General features: G+C 74.5%; 14 protein-coding genes. 6 read left to right on the top strand and 8 right to left on the bottom strand.

The window, feature by feature from the left end; all coding sequences use genetic code 11:
- Positions 1-14: 14 nt before the first annotated feature.
- From AC156L_RS12150 to AC156L_RS12130, 5 genes are all read right to left on the bottom strand, one after another.
- Positions 15-395, bottom strand: coding sequence for a WHG domain-containing protein (locus AC156L_RS12150; protein WP_484406821.1), 381 nt, complete (start codon positions 393-395; stop codon positions 15-17).
- On the bottom strand, positions 362-589 hold the full coding sequence (locus tag AC156L_RS12145) for a TetR/AcrR family transcriptional regulator (RefSeq protein WP_484406820.1): 228 nt from the start codon (positions 587-589) through the stop codon (positions 362-364). The genes AC156L_RS12150 and AC156L_RS12145 overlap by 34 nt, the downstream gene beginning before the upstream one ends.
- A gap of 49 nt (positions 590-638) precedes the next feature.
- Complete coding sequence (locus AC156L_RS12140; protein WP_330879362.1) at positions 639-1,295, bottom strand: SDR family oxidoreductase; 657 nt, start codon at positions 1,293-1,295, stop codon at positions 639-641.
- A 46-nt stretch (positions 1,296-1,341) separates the two neighbouring features.
- The gene (locus AC156L_RS12135) at positions 1,342-2,823 is read right to left on the bottom strand and encodes a carboxylesterase/lipase family protein (protein ID WP_330879361.1); all 1,482 of its coding nucleotides are present in this window, start codon (positions 2,821-2,823) and stop codon (positions 1,342-1,344) included.
- A 125-nt stretch (positions 2,824-2,948) separates the two neighbouring features.
- Positions 2,949-4,760, bottom strand: a complete 1,812-nt coding sequence (locus AC156L_RS12130) for an AMP-binding protein (protein WP_330879360.1) — start codon at positions 4,758-4,760, stop codon at positions 2,949-2,951.
- 194 nt (positions 4,761-4,954) lie between these two features.
- Between AC156L_RS12130 and AC156L_RS12125 the strand changes: the two genes are divergently transcribed.
- On the top strand, positions 4,955-6,412 hold the full coding sequence (locus AC156L_RS12125; protein ID WP_330879359.1) for a protein adenylyltransferase SelO: 1,458 nt from the start codon (positions 4,955-4,957) through the stop codon (positions 6,410-6,412).
- Between the two features lie 9 nt (positions 6,413-6,421).
- Here AC156L_RS12125 and AC156L_RS12120 read toward each other — a convergent pair whose 3' ends face one another.
- Positions 6,422-6,679: a hypothetical protein gene (locus AC156L_RS12120; RefSeq protein WP_330879358.1), complete on the bottom strand. Its 258-nt coding sequence runs from the start codon at positions 6,677-6,679 to the stop codon at positions 6,422-6,424.
- 166 nt (positions 6,680-6,845) lie between these two features.
- On the opposite strand from AC156L_RS12120, the gene AC156L_RS12115 reads away from it, so the two are divergent.
- The 5 genes from AC156L_RS12115 (at position 6,846) to AC156L_RS12095 (ending at position 12,352) form a co-directional block, all read left to right on the top strand.
- Entirely contained in the window at positions 6,846-8,006 is a 1,161-nt protein-coding gene (locus AC156L_RS12115) for an FAD-dependent monooxygenase (RefSeq protein WP_330879357.1), read from the top strand.
- A gap of 259 nt (positions 8,007-8,265) precedes the next feature.
- Entirely contained in the window at positions 8,266-9,825 is a 1,560-nt protein-coding gene (locus AC156L_RS12110) for a hypothetical protein (protein ID WP_330879356.1), read from the top strand.
- A 5-nt stretch (positions 9,826-9,830) separates the two neighbouring features.
- Positions 9,831-10,457: a TetR/AcrR family transcriptional regulator gene (locus AC156L_RS12105; RefSeq protein WP_330879355.1), complete on the top strand. Its 627-nt coding sequence runs from the start codon at positions 9,831-9,833 to the stop codon at positions 10,455-10,457.
- A gap of 156 nt (positions 10,458-10,613) precedes the next feature.
- On the top strand, positions 10,614-10,988 hold the full coding sequence (locus AC156L_RS12100) for a PadR family transcriptional regulator (protein WP_330879354.1): 375 nt from the start codon (positions 10,614-10,616) through the stop codon (positions 10,986-10,988).
- Entirely contained in the window at positions 10,985-12,352 is a 1,368-nt protein-coding gene (locus AC156L_RS12095; protein ID WP_330879353.1) for a permease prefix domain 1-containing protein, read from the top strand. The genes AC156L_RS12100 and AC156L_RS12095 overlap by 4 nt, the downstream gene beginning before the upstream one ends.
- A gap of 45 nt (positions 12,353-12,397) precedes the next feature.
- Here AC156L_RS12095 and AC156L_RS12090 read toward each other — a convergent pair whose 3' ends face one another.
- Entirely contained in the window at positions 12,398-14,974 is a 2,577-nt protein-coding gene (locus AC156L_RS12090; protein ID WP_330879352.1) for an ATP-binding protein, read from the bottom strand.
- 452 nt (positions 14,975-15,426) lie between these two features.
- On the bottom strand, positions 15,427-16,734 hold the full coding sequence (locus tag AC156L_RS12085) for a M28 family metallopeptidase (protein ID WP_330879351.1): 1,308 nt from the start codon (positions 16,732-16,734) through the stop codon (positions 15,427-15,429).
- Between the last annotated feature and the right edge of the window lie 296 nt (positions 16,735-17,030).

Raw genomic sequence — 17,030 nt, 5'->3', positions numbered from 1 at the left:
GCTCGCGCGTCCGGTCAGGACGGTCGCGGCAGGACGCCGATCAGCAGGTCCAGCAGGTCCTCGGGCGTCGTGCCCCACTTGGCGGGGGACAGGTGGCCGCTCAGCTCCAACCCGGTGGCGCCGTGGACGCTCGTGAGCAGCAGCGCGGCGTACTGCCGGGCCGCGGCCGCGCCGACGACCGCGGTGACCAGGTCGAGGAAGTGGCCCTGGGCTCGCTCGGCCGCCCTGGCCACCGCCGCCGGATCGGCCGCGGGAACGGTGAACATGAGGCGGTGCAGGTGGGGGCGGGACCGGCCGATCGAGAGCAGCGCGAGCAGCGCCCTCCGCAGGGTCCGCTCCGGCGTGTCGCCGGAACCCGCGGTCAGGGTTTCGAGCTCGTCGGCGACGGCGTCCACGCCTCGGTCGCCACCGCCACCAGCAGGCTCTCCTTGTCGGCGAAGTGCCGGTAGGGAGCCGACCGGGAGACTCCCGCGTCGGCGCCGACCTCGCGCAGGGTGACCGCGTCCGGTCCGCCCTTGTCCAGCAGCGCGCCGGCCGCGTCGAGCAGCGCCCGTCGGGTGGTGGCGGCGGATTCGGCTCTGGTCACCATCCCGTCAGGGTAGTTGTCGGCCTCCGCCCCGCCGCTCGCTCGGCGGGCGTCACGCGGGCACCGGCGGCCGGAGGTGGGACCCGAGGTCGCGCGGCAGCACCCTGTCCAGCAGCCGGTCCGGCACCAGTCGGGCGAGTCGCACGAGGACGGCCGCGTCGCGCCCCACGGCGTAGCGGGCGCGCGGCCTCGTCGCGGTGACCGCGTCCGCGACGACCCGCGCCACCGCCGCCGCGGGCAGGCCCTTGGCGGTGAACGACTCCGCCAGGGTGACGACGGCGTCCACCAGGGTGTCGTAGCGCGCGTGCTGGGCCGGGGTCATGTCCGCGGCCGAGCGGTGCGCCGTGGCGATGCCGCGGCCGGACATCCCGGTGGCGACACCGCCGGGTTCGACCACGACGACCTCGACCCCGTGGGCGTTGACGGCGATCCCGGCGTTGTTCACCAGTGCCCGCAGCCCGAGCCCGTCGTGCGCCGCGCGCTCGGCGAGCGCGGCGAGGTGGGCCCGGTCGGTGATGTCGAGGATGAGGGGCTCGACGCGGTCGGACCGCAGCGCCGCCGCGTCCACCTCGCGCCGGACGCCCGCCAGGACGTGGAAGCCGCGGCGGGCCAGTTCCCGTGCCGTCGCCGCGCCGATCCCGGAGGACGCCCCGGTCACCACGGCCAGTTCGCCGCGCGGGGGCGCGACGCGTTCAGTTGACGTTGTCATCTCAAAACCGCAGCAGTTCGGATGACGCTGTCAACTCGAACACGGGTCAGCGGCGGCCCTCCCACAGGAGGCGCTCGTCGGCCCGGTCGTCGACCGTGGTCGCGGAGACGGTGTCGAAGCGCATCGCCACCCGGTGGTCGGGGCGGTAGGCGGGCCAGCCGGGGTCGCCGTTCGCGGCGAAGGAGACCCACGCGCCGTGCACGGCGTCGGCCAGCCCCTGCGGCGCGCGGCCGTCGGTGATGGCCGTGAGCGCCGGGTCGTCGAGGTTGTCGAAGACGAACGGGATCTCCAGGACGTGGCAGGCGCCCAGCGCGCCGCCGTAGGCGGGGGAGCGCCAGGCGAACTCGTACACGTGCGCCCGGCCGCGGTGGGCCTCGGCAAGGCGCAGCGCGGGGATCCGGTAGTACCAGTCGGTGATGATGGCGGACACCACCTCGCCGGGCGAGGCCCCCGGCCGGTTGGCGCGGTAGCGGCGGACCGCCGCGCCGGGGCGCAGCCCGTAGCGCAGCGCCACGAGGTGCGGGGCCAGCGCGTTCATCCGCGCGATGGCGCCGGTCGGCACGAGGAACAGTCGCGCCTCCTCGCTGTTCGTGCCGATCAGTACGTCGATGTCGGCGCTCGCGCCCTCGGCGACGGCGTCGATCGGCTTCACGGGCAGCACGTCGCCGTCCACCACCGGTTCGAACGGCATCAGGTTGCGCGCCACCTCGCCCCACAGACCCGTCCTCGGCTTGGCGGCGACCTCCTCGGCCACCCGCGCCTGGGCGGCCAGCAGCCGTTCGACGGGAACGCCCGCGACGGCCTCGCGGGTCGGGGCGACGCCGAGGATCGCCGCCAGCCGGGTGCCGACCAGCCGCGCCGCGCGCGGGGAGATGACGCTGTCGCCCGCGCCGGACTGGGCGATGGCGCGGTGGAACAGGCCCTTCGCGGCGGGCATCGCCATGAGGGAGCACACGCTCATGGCACCCGCGGACTCGCCGAAGACGGTGACGTTCCCCGGATCGCCGCCGAACCCGGCGATGTTGTCGCGGACCCACGCCAGCGCGGCCACCTGGTCCAGCAGGCCGAGGTTGGGCACGCCGTCGCCGAACCAGAGGAACCCGTCCGCGCCGAGCCGGTAGTTGAGGGTCACGAGCACGACGCCGTCACGGGCGAAGCGCGTGCCGTCGTAGGCGTGCAGCGAGCCGGAGCCGCTGGTGAACGAGCCGCCGTGGACGAAGACCATCACCGGTCGCGCGCCGGTGGTGCCCTGCGTCCACACGGAGAGGTTGAGGTGGTCGTCGCCGGGCGTGACCACGCTGGGCACGAGGTCGGCCAGCGGACCGAAGCCCTGGGCCTGCGGCGCGGTGGGCCCGAACCGGGTGGCGTCGCGCGGCTCCGCCCACGGCTCGGGCGGTCGCGGCGGCTGGAACCGGTTCGGCCCGACCGGCGGTGCGGCGTAGGGGATCCCCCGGAAGACCAGGACGTCGGACTCGGCGGTGCCGACGACGTCCCCGTGGCGGGTGGTGGCGGTGGGCTGGGTGGTCAACGGACCTCCGGTGGGGGCGGCGTCGAGGCCGCCGAGGAGCGGGTCGGGTCGCGGAGAGGTGTCCCCCCGCGCACGGCGGCGACCCTACGGGGGGCGTCGCCGTGCGCGGGGGGACACCCGCGGTGTCAGCCGGTCCGCTCGGTCGGCTCGTGCACGTCGTCCGCGCGCGGGTCCGCGTACAGCTCCTCCACGTCGGCCGCGTACTTGCGGTTGATGTTGCGGCGCTTGAGCTTCATCGTCGGCGTGATCTCGTCGCCGCCGGGCTCCCAGACCGCCGGGAGCACGCGGAACCGCTTGACCTGCTCCACGCGCGACAGCTTCGCGTTCGCCTCGGCGATCCCCGCGCGGATCGCCTCGACCACGACGGGGTGCCGCGACAGCGCCGCCGGGGAGGTGTCGGTGATGCCCGCCCCCGCCGCCACCGCGGCGGCCACGTCGGGTTCCAGCGCGACCAGCGCGGTGTTGTACGAGCGGGCCTCGCCGATGACCACGATCTCGCCCACCAGCGGGCAGGCGACCTTCACCGTGTTCTCGATGGCGGTCGGCGACATGTTCTTGCCGCCGGAGTTGATGATCAGCTCCTTCTTGCGGTCGACGATCGTGACGTACCCGTCGTCGTCCACGGTCACCACGTCACCCGTGCGCAGCCAGCCGTCCTCGGTGAACGCCTCGGCCGTGCGGGCCGGGTCGTCGCGGTAGCCGCGCATCACGACGGGGCCGCGCACCAGCAGTTCGCCGTCGTCGGCGACCTGGAGTTCCACACCGGGCACGGCGACGCCGACCGTGCCGACCTTCACCCTGGTCAGCGGGTTGTGGATGGCGGCGCCCGTCGTCTCGGACATGCCCCAGACCTCCACGATCGTCAGGCCCAGCGCCATGAAGAACTCCAGCGTGTCCGGAGCGATGGCGGCGGCGCCGGACATCGCCCACCGCATCCGGTCGAACCCGATCGCGGTGCGCAGGGGCGCCAGCACGGCCTGGTCGAGCGCCTGGAACTCGGCCTCCAGCGCCGGGTCGGGCTCCAGCCCGGTCTGCCGGGCGCGCACCCGCGCGAGCGCCACCTCGAACGCGCGCGACACGACCGCCGCCTGCTCGGCAGGCGCCGCCGCCAGCCGGGCCTCCAGCCCGAGCTTGATCTTCTGCCAGACCCTCGGGACGGCGAACCAGAACGTGGGCCTGCTGTCCGCGAGGGCCTCGGCGACCCGGCGGGCGTCGGTGATCGACGTGACCTCGGTCCCGCAGGTGATCTGGAGGTAGTGCGCCGACACCCGGTCGGCGATGTGCGCCGAGGGCAGGTAGGAGATCGTCCGGTCCCCCTGGCGGACGCCGAGTTCGTCGTCCACCGCCACGATCCCGGCCAGCACGTTGGCGTGCGTCAGCTCGACGCCCTTGGGGTCGCCGGTGGTGCCGGAGGTGTAGATCAGGGTCAGCACGTCGGAGCCCTCGACCGCGCGCCAGGTCGCGTCGAAGTCGAACCCGGCCACGTCCGCGGACTCCAGCTCGTCCAGCGCGAGGGTGCCCTCCGCCGGGCCGTCCACGACGACGACGTGGTCGAGGGGCACGCCCGCGGCGCGCACCTGGTCGAGGAACGGCGGCTCGCACACCAGCACCCGGCAGCCCGAGTGCCGCAGCAGGTAGGCGATCTGCTCCGGCGCCGACGTCTGGTAGATCGAGAACGGCACCAGGCCGAGGTGCAGGGCCGCGGTGTCGACCAGGTTGAACTCGGGGCGGTTGGTCAGCAGCAGCGCGAGCGTGTCGCCCCGGCGCAGGCCGAGGGAGTGCAGGCCGCCCGCGATCCGCCGCACCCGCTCGCCGTACTCGCGCCACGTCAGCTCCCGCTCGCCGCCGAGGGTGCGCAGCGCCACCGCGCCGGGATTGAGCGCCGCCGTGTGCTGGAACGCCTCGCAGAGCGTCGTGAACCGGCCCGTGGTGGTCATGGTCCTCCTCGACTTGATCGTTCGCCTCATCATGGCGGGAAACCCGATCGGCGCAGCAGGGGTGAGGTAGGCGCGATCTCGCCTACCTCACCCCCGGCCGGACCCGGTCGGCCGGACGGCGGAGCGGGGGGCCTGCTCGTCGCGCTCCTCGGACCGCACGTGCTCGTCGACGCGGACCCCGTACGGTGGAAGCCGTGAGCACCGCACCGCCGTCAACCGTCACCCTGGACGACCGGTTCGCCCGTGAACTACCGGAGATGAGCCTTCCCTGGCAGGCCGAGGAGGCTCCCGAGCCGCGCCTGCTCGTGCTCAACGAGCGGCTGGCGGCCGAGTTCGGCCTCGACACCGACTGGCTGCGCGGTCCGGACGGGGTGCGCCTGCTCGTGGGCAACCAGGTACCCGACGGCGCCACCCCGGTGGCGCAGGCCTACGCGGGCCACCAGTTCGGGAACTACTCGCCGCGCCTGGGCGACGGGCGCGCCCTGCTGCTCGGCGAACTCGTCCACGCCGACGGCCACCCCCGCGACCTGCACCTCAAGGGCTCCGGGCGCACGCCGTTCGCGCGCGGCGGCGACGGCCTGGCCGCGGTCGGCCCGATGCTGCGCGAGTACGTGGTCAGCGAGGCGCTGCACGCGCTCGGCATCCCGACGACCCGTTCACTGGCCGTGGTGGCGACCGGCCGCCCGGTGCGCCGCGAGACCGTGCTGCCGGGGGCCGTGCTCGCGCGGACCGCGAGCAGCCACCTGCGCGTCGGCAGCTTCCAGTACGCGCGGGCCACCGACGACGTCGACCTGCTGCGCAGGCTCGCCGACCACGCCGTCGCCCGCCACCACCCCGCCGCCGCGGACGCGGACCGTCCGCACCTCGCGCTGTTCGAGGCGGTCGTCGCGGCCCAGGCGTCGCTGGTGGCGAGGTGGATGCTCGTGGGCTTCGTGCACGGGGTCATGAACACCGACAACACGACGATCTCCGGCGAGACCATCGACTACGGGCCGTGCGCGTTCCTGGAGGCCTACGACCCGGCCACCGTGTTCAGCTCGATCGACCACGGCGGGCGCTACGCCTACGGCAACCAGCCCGGTGTGGCCCAGTGGAACCTCGCCCGCCTCGCCGAGGCGCTGCTCCCGCTGTTCTCCGACGACCAGGAGCAGGCGGTGGCCCTGGCGCTCGACGTGCTCGGCACGTTCCGCGAGCGGTACGAGAGCGCCTGGTCGGCCGGGATGCGCGCCAAGCTCGGCCTGCCCGGCGGCGTGGACGCCGCGGCGCTGGTCGACGACCTGCTCGCGCTGCTGCGGGAGAACCACGTCGACCACACGTCGTTCTACCGCGGGCTGGGCGCCGCCGCGCGCGGCGACGTCGAACGGGTGCGCGGGGTGTTCCTCGACCTCGCCGGGATCGACGCGTGGCTGGCCCGCTGGCGGGCGCTGGCCCCGGACGCCGACGCGATGGACCGGGTCAACCCCGTCTACGTCCCGCGCAACCACCTCGTCGAGGAGGCCCTCTCCGCCGCCACCGAGGGTGACCAGGAGCCGCTCGAACGGCTGCTGGAGGCGGTCACCGCGCCCTACGGCGAACGCCCCGGCCTGGAGCGCTACGCGGCCCCGGCCCCGGAGGACTTCGCCACGACGTACCGGACGTTCTGCGGCACCTGAGCCCCGTGCTCACGCGGCGGTCGTGACCTTGCCGATCGCCGACCCCGCCTGGTCGGACGGCGCGTCGAGCGCCCGGCGCGCACCGCGGCGACCGCCGTGCCGGAGCCACTGGGCGCCCACCGCCAGCGCGGCCGCCAGGCACGCCCCGCCCACCCCGCCCAGCCACCACGTCGACCAGAGCACGGCCACCACCGCGTTGACGACGCCGCAGACCAGCAGCGTCCCCAACGCGAAGGACAGGACTACCTCAACGCGAGCGCAACGCATCACCACAGCCCTTCCGTCGCTGGTCTGGTCTCTATCGACGGCACCGCCCGACTGGTTACAGCGTTCTGGACCAGGTGACCGGGCTCGCACCACCCCCACTGGTTGAGCGGTCGCTCAAATCGGCCTATCCTCACGTTTGAGCAGTCGCTCAACCGAGGGGGAGCGCATGGGCGGGCGCAGTGCGGTCGTGGTGGGCGGCGGGATCGGCGGACTGGCCGCGGCGGTGGCGCTGCACCGGACCGGGTGGGACGTCGTGGTGCTCGAACGGGCGGAGGAGTTCACCGAGGTCGGCGCGGGGCTGTCGCTGTGGCCCAACGCGATGCGGGCGCTCGTCGCGCTCGGCCTGGCCGACCGGGTGCGCGCGATCGGCGCGGTGGAGGCGGCGGGCGGCGTGCGCGACCGCACCGGGCGCTGGCTGTCCCGGCTGGACAACGCCGTGATCGCGCGGCGCCACGGCTGGCCGCTCCTCGTGGTGCACCGCGCCGACCTGGTGCGCGTGCTGGTCGAGGCCCTGCCGCCGTCGGTGCCGCACCCGGCCGCCGAGGTGCGCGCCGTGCGCGCGGACGGTGACGCCGCCGTCGTCGAGCACCGCGGCGGGACCGTCCGGGCGGACCTGGTGGTCGGCGCGGACGGCCTGCGCAGCGCGGTGCGGCGGTCGTGCTGGCCGGAGGCGCGCGAGCCCGGCTACAGCGGGTGCACGGCGTGGCGGACGATCACCGACCCGCTGCCCGACCCGCGCCCCGACGGCGCCGTGCTGTGGGGGCGCGGCGAGCGGTTCGGGTACACGGCGCTGCCGGGCGGGCGGTTCTACTGCTTCGCGGCGGCCGTGGTGCCCGAGGGTGGTGCGGACGAGCCCGGTGCCGTGGCGCGCCGCTTCGCGGACTGGCCGCACCCGGTGCCCGCGCTGCTGGCCGCGATGCCCGAGGACCGGCTGTTGCGCCACGACGTGCACGACCTGCCGCCGCTGTCGACGTTCGTGCGCGGTCGGGTGGTGCTGCTCGGCGACGCGGCGCACGCGATGGACCCGATGCTGGGCCAGGGCGCGTGCCAGGCGCTGGAGGACGCGGTGACGCTCGCCGACCGCCTCGCCGCGACCCCGGACGTCGACGCGGCACTGGCCGCCTACGACGCCGAACGCCGTCCGAGGACCCAGGCCGTGGTCCGCCGCTCGGCCCGGCTGGCGGCGGTCACCCGCTGGACGTGGCCGCCCGCCGTGGCGGCCCGCGACCTGGCCGCGCGGCTGGTCCCCGCCGCACTGACCCTGCGCGCGATGGCACCGGTCCTCGACTGGACACCGCCCCGCTCGGCGGAGGGGGTGGGTCTCTAGTGGCCGGTCGTCGCGTGCGGACCTCGGTGCTGGTCGGCCGGTCGGCTCGGCCTGGGCTCGCGGGGCGTGGTCGTCGCGGAACGACCCGGCCTGGGCTCGCCGGGCGTGGTCGTCGCGGCGCGGCGTCGCGGGTTCGGTGCGGTGTCGCGTCTTCGGGCGGGTTCGGTGCGGATGTCGTTCGGCTCGCGGGGCGTGGTCGTCGCGGAACGTCCCCGCAGGCGGCCGTGGCCCCGCGGACCTCGCCGGAAAGGAACGGCTAGTGCCCGACTGGACCTACCAGCCGTTGCGCGGGATCGCCGCCGCGCTGCTCGGCGCACGGCGGTCGCGGCGGGTCGCGCTGCGGACGTTGGCCGCCGTCGGCTCGCTGCCCGGCGGTGGACGGCTGATCGCCAGGGGGTTCGGGCACCGGCACCCGCCCGCGCGCCTGGCCGGGTCGGTCGCCGGGGTGCCGGTGCGCAGCAGGCTCGGCGCGGTGGTGCCGCCCAGCGCGGCGCGGGACGCCGTGCGGGCGCTGCCGCCGCTGGGCGCGGGGCTGGTCGAGGTGGCGCCGGTCGGTCCGGCGGACGTCCCCGCGGTCGTCGAGGCCGCGCGCGGGCGGCGGGTCCCGGTCGTCGTGCGCGCGGTCGGGCCGGACGCGGCGGCCGTCGTGGCCGCGCTGGCACCGCACGTCGACGCCGTCCTGACCGGACCGGCTCCGAACCTGCTCCACGTGACGAACCCCGGCGTGGAGGCCGCCGTCGACGCGCTCGCCGACCCGGCCGCGGTGGTGCTGGCCACGCCGTCGGTGCTGGTGGCGGCCGGACCCGGCTGGTTCGCCAGGGTGGTGGAGGCGGCGACCCCCACCGATCCCGCGCCCCCGCCGCGCGGCCAGGGGTTCGACCCCCGGCGGTGGCCCGCGTGGTGGTGGGGCCTGCTGGTCGGCCTCGGGATGGTCGGCGCGGGCCTGGGCGCCGCCGTGATCACGCTCGGGCCGGTGCTGCTCTGGTACGACCGCGCGTTCCTCGGCGCAGGCGTGGACGAGCTGCACGCGGTCAACCACCACCTGGTCGGCTTCCTCCAGCACGACCGGATCACCATGGCGGGCACGATGGTCGCGATCGGCGTGCTCTACGTCGGCCTCGCCGTCGGCGGTGTGCGGCGGGGCTGGCCGTGGGCGCGCGAGGCCTACCTGGCGTCCGGGTGGATCGGTTTCCCCACGCTGCTGTACTTCCTGGGCTTCGGGTTCGTGGAACCGCTGCACACCGCGGTCGCCGTCGTGCTGTTCCCGATGTTCCTGGTCGCCGTCCACCGCGCACCGGACAGGCCGCGCTGGACGATCGGGGAGGAGGGCCCCGAACGCGAGCGCCGCCGCGCGCTGGTGGGCCAACTCCTGATGGTGTGCACGGGGATCGGGCTGTTCACCGGCGGCGCGGTGGTGTCGGTGGTGGGGCTCACCGACGTGTTCGTCGCCAGCGACCTGGAGTTCCTCGGGACCGGTCCGGAGGAGCTGGCCGCCGCCAACCCGCGGCTGCTGTCGTTCATCGCGCACGACCGGGCCGGGTTCGGCGGCGCGCTGATGGCCGCCGCCGCGGCGATCACGCTGCTGAGCGCGTGGGGGTGGCGCCGGGGCGAGGCGTGGGTCTGGTGGTCGCTCGCGCTCGCCGCGGTCGCGGGGTTCCTGCCCGCGGTCGTCGTGCACGGCTCGGTCCACTACCACGACACCGGCCACCTGGCGCCGGTCTACGTCGGGATCGGCCTCACCGCGACCGCCCTCGCCCTCGCCCGCCCGTTCCTGTGCGCGCGCCCGGAACGGGTCCGCCGACCCGCGCGCCTACCGTGATCACCATGGCCGACACCCGACAGCGCCTGATCGACGGCGCGATCCACACGATCCGGCAGCACGGCATCACGGGGACGTCCGCGCGGACCATCGCCGCCGCGGCGGGGGTCAACCAGGCCCTGGTGTTCTACCACTTCGGCAGCGTGCACGACCTGGTCGAGCAGGCGTGCGTGACCGCCACCCGCGCCAGGGTCGCGCCGTTCCTGGAGCGGCTGGACGAGGTCACCACCCTGCGGGAGCTGCTGGACCTCGGCCGCCGCCTGCACGTCGAGGAACGCTCGCTGGGCAACGTGATGGTGCTCGCCCAGGTGCTTGCGGGCGCCCAGACGGACCCGACCCTCGCCAAGGCCACCTCGGCGTCGCTGCACCTGTGGATCGACCCGATCGAGCGGACCCTGGAACGGCTGCTGGCCGACTCCCCGCTGACCTCGTTCGTCGACACGGGCGGACTGGCCCGCGCGGTGTGCGCGGGGTTCATCGGCCTGGAGCTGTTCGAGGGCGTCGAACCGGTGGGCGCGCAGGCCGCGCTGGACGCGCTGGACCGCATGGCGGTGCTCGTGGAGGTGATCGACGACCTCGGCCCGGTGGCGCGCGCGGCGGTGCGCGCCACGCTGCGCAGGTCGTCGTCGTGACCCCCGCACGATCGTCGTCGCGCACTCGGTGGTGGCGGTCCGGTCCGCGGCCTCGACGGTGCGCTCGGTACCCGCCGGGGAGGGGCTTCCTTGCGCTGAGTGATACCTAGAACTACTATGCCTAGTACTTCTAGGGTATCGAACGGAGCAGGACGCGTGAAAGTCACCAAAGACCTTGTGGCCGCCTCGGCGACGCCGATGGTGCTGGGGATCCTGGCCGAGGCGGACAGCTACGGCTACGCCATCCTCAGGCGGATCAACGAGCTGTCCGGCGGGGAGCTGGACTGGACCGAGGGGCTGCTCTACCCGCTGCTGCACCGGCTGGAGCGCCTCGGGCACGTGGAGGCGAACTGGCAGTCCGTCCCCGGCGAGCGGCGGCGCAAGTACTACCGCATCACCGAGAGCGGGCTGGCCGAGCTGGCCGAGCAGCGCAGGCAGTGGGACACCGTCGTCGACGCCCTCAAGGAGATCTGGCGCGGGCACGGCGACTCCAGGCCGTTCACCGCGACCCCGTTGGGAGGCCTGGCATGACCGGGGGGCAGGACGAGCTGGAGGAGCAGTTCGCGCAGTGGCGGCACTACGTGCAGCGCCGCCGCGAGCTGCGGCAGCCCGACGCCGACGAGCTGGAGGACCACCTCAGGGGCTCCGTCGACGAGCTGGTGGCGTCGGGCCTGCACGCCGACGAGGCGTTCCTCGTCGCGGTGAAGCGCATGGGCAGCCTGGACGACCTGTCGCGCGAGTTCGCCCGCGAGCACTCGGAACGGCTGTGGAAGCAGCTGGTGCTGACCGGTGACACCGACGGCCCCGCCACGAGCACCCGGTCGCGCAACGACCTGCTCGCGATGATCGCCTGCGCGGCGGGCGCCGCGGTGTCGATCAAGGTGCCGGAGCTGTTCGGTCTGGCGTTCGAGGAGGACAGCACCTTCTACGCGCCGAACATCAGCCTGTTCGCGCTGCCCTGGCTGGCCGGGTTCCTCGCGTGGCGCCGCAACGCCTCCAGGGCTGTGATCGGCGTGCTGGTGGCGCTGTTCGCGCTGGGCGCGGTCGCGGCCAACGCCTACCCGCTGGGGGAGGAGTCCCAGTCGGTGGTGCTGACCAGCATCCACCTCCCCATCGCGCTGTGGTTCGCGGTCGGTCTCGCCTACGTGTCCGACGACCTGCGCTCGCCGCGCCGCCGCATGGACTTCGTCCGCTTCACCGGCGAGTGGTTCGTCTACTCCGTCCTCATCGGTCTCGGCGGCGGGGTGCTGATCGCGTTCACGTTCGGGACGTTCGAGGCCATCGGGATCTCCCCGGAGACCTTCGTCGTCCAGTGGCTCGTCCCGTGCGGAGGCATGGCCGCGGTGGTCGTCGCGGGCTGGCTCGTCGAGGCGAAGCAGAGCGTCGTCGAGAACATCGCCCCGGTGCTCACCCGGCTGTTCACGCCGCTGTTCACCCTGGTGCTGCTGGCGTTCCTCGTCGCGTTCGGCATCAGCAGCGGGCGCATCGACGTCGAGCGGGAAGCGCTGATCCTGTTCGACCTGCTGCTGGTCGTGGTGCTCGCGCTGCTGCTCTACACGATCTCCGCCCGCGACCCGCTGGCCCCCGCTGGCCTGTTCGACAAGCTCCAGCTCGCGCTCGTGGTCAGCGCGCTGGCCATCGACGTGCTGGTGCTGCTGGAGATCACCGGCCGCATCACCGAGTACGGCACCACCCCCAACAAGGCGGCGGCGCTCGGCGAGAACGTCATCCTGCTGGCCAACCTCGTCTGGGCGACCTGGCTGCTGCTGGGCCTGATCCGGCGGCGCACGCCGTTCGCGGCGCTCGAACGCTGGCAGACCGCCTACCTGCCGGTGTTCGCGGTGTGGGCGTGGATCGTGGTCCTGGTGTTCCCGCCGGTCTTCGGCTACCTCTGACCGCGGCGGGGGACGCGATCGGCCGGACCGCGTCCCCCACGGCGGTCACCCCGCCTCGGCGAGGCGGGCGCGGACCAGCTCCGCCTCCGGCATCCCGAGGTCGGTGTAGAGGGCCAGCGCCAGCCGGTGCTGCTCACGGGCGGCGGCGGTGTCGCCGAGGGCCTGGTGGGCGACGCCGAGACCAGCGTGGGCGCGGGCCAGCTGGTCGCGGGCGCCCGTGGTGGCGGCGATGGCACGGGCGGCGCCGTGGTGGGTGACGGCGTCGGCCGCGCGCCCGGCAGCGCGCGCGGCCTCGCCCAGCCCGTTCAGCGCGGCGGCCTCACCGTCGCGCTCGCCGGTCTCCCGGTGGACGAGGAGGGCCTGCTCGTAGTGGTCGGCCGCGGCCTCGGGCAGGCCCCGGCGCAGGTCGAGCGTGCCCAGGCTGTCCACCGTCCAGGCCTCGCCGTCGCGGTCGCCGAGCCGCCGGTACAGCGCCAGGCTCTGCCCCAGGTGCTCGGCCGCGGCGTCGAACCGGTCCAGCGCCACCTCGACGTCACCCAGGTTGAGCAGCGAGTTGGCCTCGCCGATCCGGTCGCCGACCTCGCGGAACAGCGCCAGCGCCCGTGCGTGGTGCTCGGCCGACGGTTCGTGGTGGCCCAACCGGAACTCGACCATCCCCAGGCCGTTGAGCGCTCCGGCCTCACCGGTCCGGTCACCGGTCAGCCCGCACAGCTCCAGCGCCTGCTCGTAGTGCTCCCGCGCCGACTCGTGGCGGCCGAGCCGCTGCTCGACGATGCCGAGGTTGTGCACCGCGCGGGCCTGGCCCACCCGGTCCCCGGTCTGCTGGAACAGGGGGAGGGCCCGTGCGAAGCAGTCGGCGGCCGACCCGTGGCCGCCCATCTGGAGGTGGGCGACGCCCAGGTTCGTCAGCGCCGCAGCCTGCGCGGTCGGGTCGTCGGTGATCCTCGCGGCGTGCCGGGCGTGGCCGTGGACGGCCACCGCGTCGGCGAAGTGGCCGCCGGTGAAGTAGCGGAACAGCGTGGCGGACAGCCGGGTGGCGTGGGTCGGCCAGCCGTGGTGGGCCGAGTGCGCGGCCACGGCGACGAGGATGGGGCGCTCGGTGTCCAACCAGTCCCGCGCCGCGTCCGGGTCGGACAGGTCCGGGGCCGGTGTCGCGGGCGGCGCGACCCTCGGCCGGTGGTGGGCCTCCGCCGGGAACAGGGTGTCCATCGCGGCGGACGCGGTGGCCAGGTAGTGGTCGAACAGGCGCGTCAGGGCCGCCCGGCGCTCGGCCGGCCGGTCCTCGTCACCCGCCCGCAGCGCGGCGTGGGCGCGGACGAGGTCGTGGAACGCGTTCCTGCCCGCGGTGGCCTGGAGCAGGTGCTCGTCGCACAGGTGGTCCAGCTCGGTGCGGGCGGTGCGCAGGCCGGTGTCGGCGAGGGCGGCCGCCGCGTGCGCGTCGAAGTCCTGGCCGGGGTGCAGGGCGACCAGCCGCAGCAGCCTGCGCCGCTGGGCGGGCAGGTTCCGGTAGGACAGGTCGAGCGCGAACTCCACCCCGCCCTCCAGCCTGCGGTCGCGGTGGCGCTCGTCCAGCCGGTCGGCGTGGTCGGACAGGGTCCAGTCCGGTGTGCCGCGGATGTGCCCGGCGACCAGGCCCAGTGCCAGCGGGAGGTGGCCGCACCGGGCGGCGATCCGGTCGACCGCGTCCTGGCTCGGCCCGACCGGCACGTCCGGCACGGCGTCGCCGAGGAACCACCGCGCCTCGTCGGGGGTGAACACGTCCACGGCGAGGTGGTGGGCGGGCTTGAGGTCGGTGAGGTGGCGCCTGCTGGTGATCAGCACCGTGCAACCGGGGGAGTCCGGCAGCAGGGGGCGGACCTGGTCCTCCGTGGCCGCGTTGTCCAGGACGACGAGCGCGCGGGTGCCCGCGAGCCGGTCGCGGTAGACGGCGGCGCGCTCGGTGACGTCGTGCGGGACCTCGTGGCCGGGAACGCCGAGCAGGCGCAGGAACCCGTCCAGGACGGCGGCCGGGTCGGCGGGCGGCTGGGCCGGGTCGGGGTGGAACCCGCGCAGGTCCACGAACAGCACCCGGTCGAACGGTTCCCGCCGCAGCAGCCGGTGCGCGTGGTGGACGGCCAGCCGGGTCTTGCCGACGCCCGCCATGCCCTCGATCGCGGAGATCACCACCGGCTCGCCGTCACCGCTCGGCACCCGGTCGAGCCGGTCCAGCTCGGCGGCGCGGCCGGTGAACCCGGCGAGGTCGGGGGGAAGGGCGTCCCGGACGCGGACCTGCGCCGCCGCGCTGATCTCCCCGCTGATCACCCGGAGGGCCTGCCGCCACTGGGCGACGTAGCCCTCGTCCGGGTGGAGCGTCCACACGATCGCGAGGACCAGGTCGGTGCTGAGCCTGCGGCGACCGGACCGGAAGCAGTCCACGACGGTCGTCTTGCCCACCAGGTCGCCCGCGGGTCTGCCCGCGGCCGTCCACGCCGCGTTGACCCTGTCCTTGATGGTCCCGTACGACGGGTCGCCCGCCCAGACCTTCAGCGACCGCAACCGGTCCACCAGGTCGTCCAGGGTCTCGGCCCGACCGGGGTCCGGCAGCACCGCGAACGGGTCCTCCGGTTCGCGCGGCGATCGCATGGTCCTCCCGAGGTGATCGTCCGCCCCCGTTATACCGCGTTCGGGTTCGGTCGGAACATCACCCCGACCGGCCGCCGTGCGGCATCGTCGGCAGCGGACCGGTGAGGACCACCGGCACCGGTCCAGTCCGACGCCCGACTCGTTCCGGGGAGGGAGGACGACGGCAGCGGAGGACCGCCACGGGGTGCGCGCGGCGAGCACGGGCCGTCCCACCGGCCCGGTGGCTCGACGGGACGCGCGGCACCCGCCGCGAGCCGGTGTGCGCAGCTCTGGGGGGCGCGCACCGGACGGGTCGGGTTCGGATCGGCTCCTCCCGGAGGTCCGAACCCGTGGTGGGGAGCGGGTGGGCGCGCGGCGCCCGCCCGCTCCCACCGATCCGGGAGTCCTCCGTGGACGGTGGACCACCTGGGCGGGCCCCGCCGAGCCGTGGCGCGACGGGACCCGGCCCCGCGTCAGAACTGGAGCGACCAGCCGTTGATCCGGCCGACGTCCTGCGCGGCGACGTCCTGCACGCGCAGCTTCCACACGCCGTTGGCGACCTCGCCGGAGGCGTTCACCGAGTAGGTCGTGACGACGTCGTCGCCGCTGTCGTTGCCGGACCCCTTCAGCCGGAACGAGGTGCCGTCCGGCGCGATGAGGTCGATCACCAGGTCACCGCGGTAGGTGTGGGTGATGTCGACCCCCACGCCCAGCGCCGCCGGGGCGTTGCCGGTCACGCCGGAGACGGTGATCGGGCTCTCGACCGTGCTCAGGTCGGGGACCGCCACGTCGGTCTGGTTCTCGAAGCGGGGACCGGGCGGCGTGCCCGCCCCGGACAGCGTCCACAGCGCGTGGGCGATGGCGTCGGTGTTGCGGTCCAGCGCGGGGACGTTGACGTTGGTGATCGTGTCGCACGACCGGTGGTAGCACGGGTCGAACGCGCGGCCCGACACGCCGCCCCACTTCTGCGCCTGCGCGCTGGTCATGACCACCTCGGCCCCGGTGAACAGGCCGCCGGTGGCGATGTTCGCGCGGGCGAAGGCGGCGTGGTCGGACCGGCCGCCGACCTGCGTCAGCTCGGTCGGCACGCCGATCCCGGCGAAGTGCGACTCCAGGACCTGCTGCACCTCCAGCGATCCGGTGGGCTGGCCGCTGGCGCTGTAGACGAAGTAGCCGGGGTTCGGCGAGCCGGTCATGTCGAAGTTCAGGTAGGCCTTGATCTTCGCCTTCTCGGCGGCGGGCAGGCTGTTCACGTAGAACGTGGACCCGACCAGGCCCAGCTCCTCCGCGCCCCACCAGCCGAACCGGAGGTGCTTCTGCGGCTGGAACTGCTCGCGGGCGACGGTCAGCGCGACCTCCAGGACACCCGCGGACCCCGTCCCGTTGTCGTTGATGCCCGGACCGGCGCTGACGCTGTCCAGGTGGCCGCCCATCATCAGCACGTTCTGCGGGTCGCCGCCCGGCCAGTCGGCGATCAGGTTCCAGCCGGTCGCGCCGTTGGACGTGAACTGCTGCAACGACGTCTGGTACCCGACCGCGTCCAGCTTCGCCTTGACGAAGTCGATCGACGCGCGGTACCCCGGCCTGCCGTGCGCCCGGTTGCCGCTGTTGCTCGTCGCGATGGCCTGGAGGTCGTTGAGGTGGGCCCGCACGTTGGCCACCGGGATGTCCGGCGCGGCCAGGGCGACGGCGGGTGCCGCCGTCGCCGTCAGCGGGCTGAGCAGGGCACCGGTGAGCAGCAGGACGCCCACCAGCGGTGTCGTGGATCTCTTCGAGAACAAGGCTGCCTCCGCAGGGATAGGGAAAGCCGTGTTCGAGCTAACGGGCTGGACGCCGGGAGCGGTAGCGGCGTTCGTCGTGGCGCATTCGGCGGAGTCGGAGCTGTCGGTGTCCGTGAAGGCTTCAGTGTTGACTGAAATAAGCTCTCGCGGACGGGGCACCGCGCTTCGGACGCCGCCGGAGGGCGCGCGGTGCACCTTCTTCCCGCGACGGGGCCGTGGCGGTCGTGAGGTCTCGGGTGGTCACGGTGGACACGACGAGCGCCGTCGCGCGGCAGGCACGCCGACGTTGACCCTGG

Source organism: Umezawaea sp. (genome assembly GCF_057122925.1).
This window is presented reverse-complemented; position numbering and strand designations above follow the sequence as displayed.

Coding starts and splice junctions, on each gene's coding strand:
- AC156L_RS12105 (WP_330879355.1), top strand. CDS start 9,831: ATGGCCGACACCCGACAGCGCCTGATCGACGGCGCGATCCACACGATC.
- AC156L_RS12145 (WP_484406820.1), bottom strand. CDS start 589: ATGGTGACCAGAGCCGAATCCGCCGCCACCACCCGACGGGCGCTGCTC.
- AC156L_RS12090 (WP_330879352.1), bottom strand. CDS start 14,974: ATGCGATCGCCGCGCGAACCGGAGGACCCGTTCGCGGTGCTGCCGGAC.
- AC156L_RS12140 (WP_330879362.1), bottom strand. CDS start 1,295: ATGACAACGTCAACTGAACGCGTCGCGCCCCCGCGCGGCGAACTGGCC.
- AC156L_RS12095 (WP_330879353.1), top strand. CDS start 10,985: ATGACCGGGGGGCAGGACGAGCTGGAGGAGCAGTTCGCGCAGTGGCGG.
- AC156L_RS12120 (WP_330879358.1), bottom strand. CDS start 6,679: ATGCGTTGCGCTCGCGTTGAGGTAGTCCTGTCCTTCGCGTTGGGGACG.
- AC156L_RS12130 (WP_330879360.1), bottom strand. CDS start 4,760: ATGACCACCACGGGCCGGTTCACGACGCTCTGCGAGGCGTTCCAGCAC.
- AC156L_RS12115 (WP_330879357.1), top strand. CDS start 6,846: ATGGGCGGGCGCAGTGCGGTCGTGGTGGGCGGCGGGATCGGCGGACTG.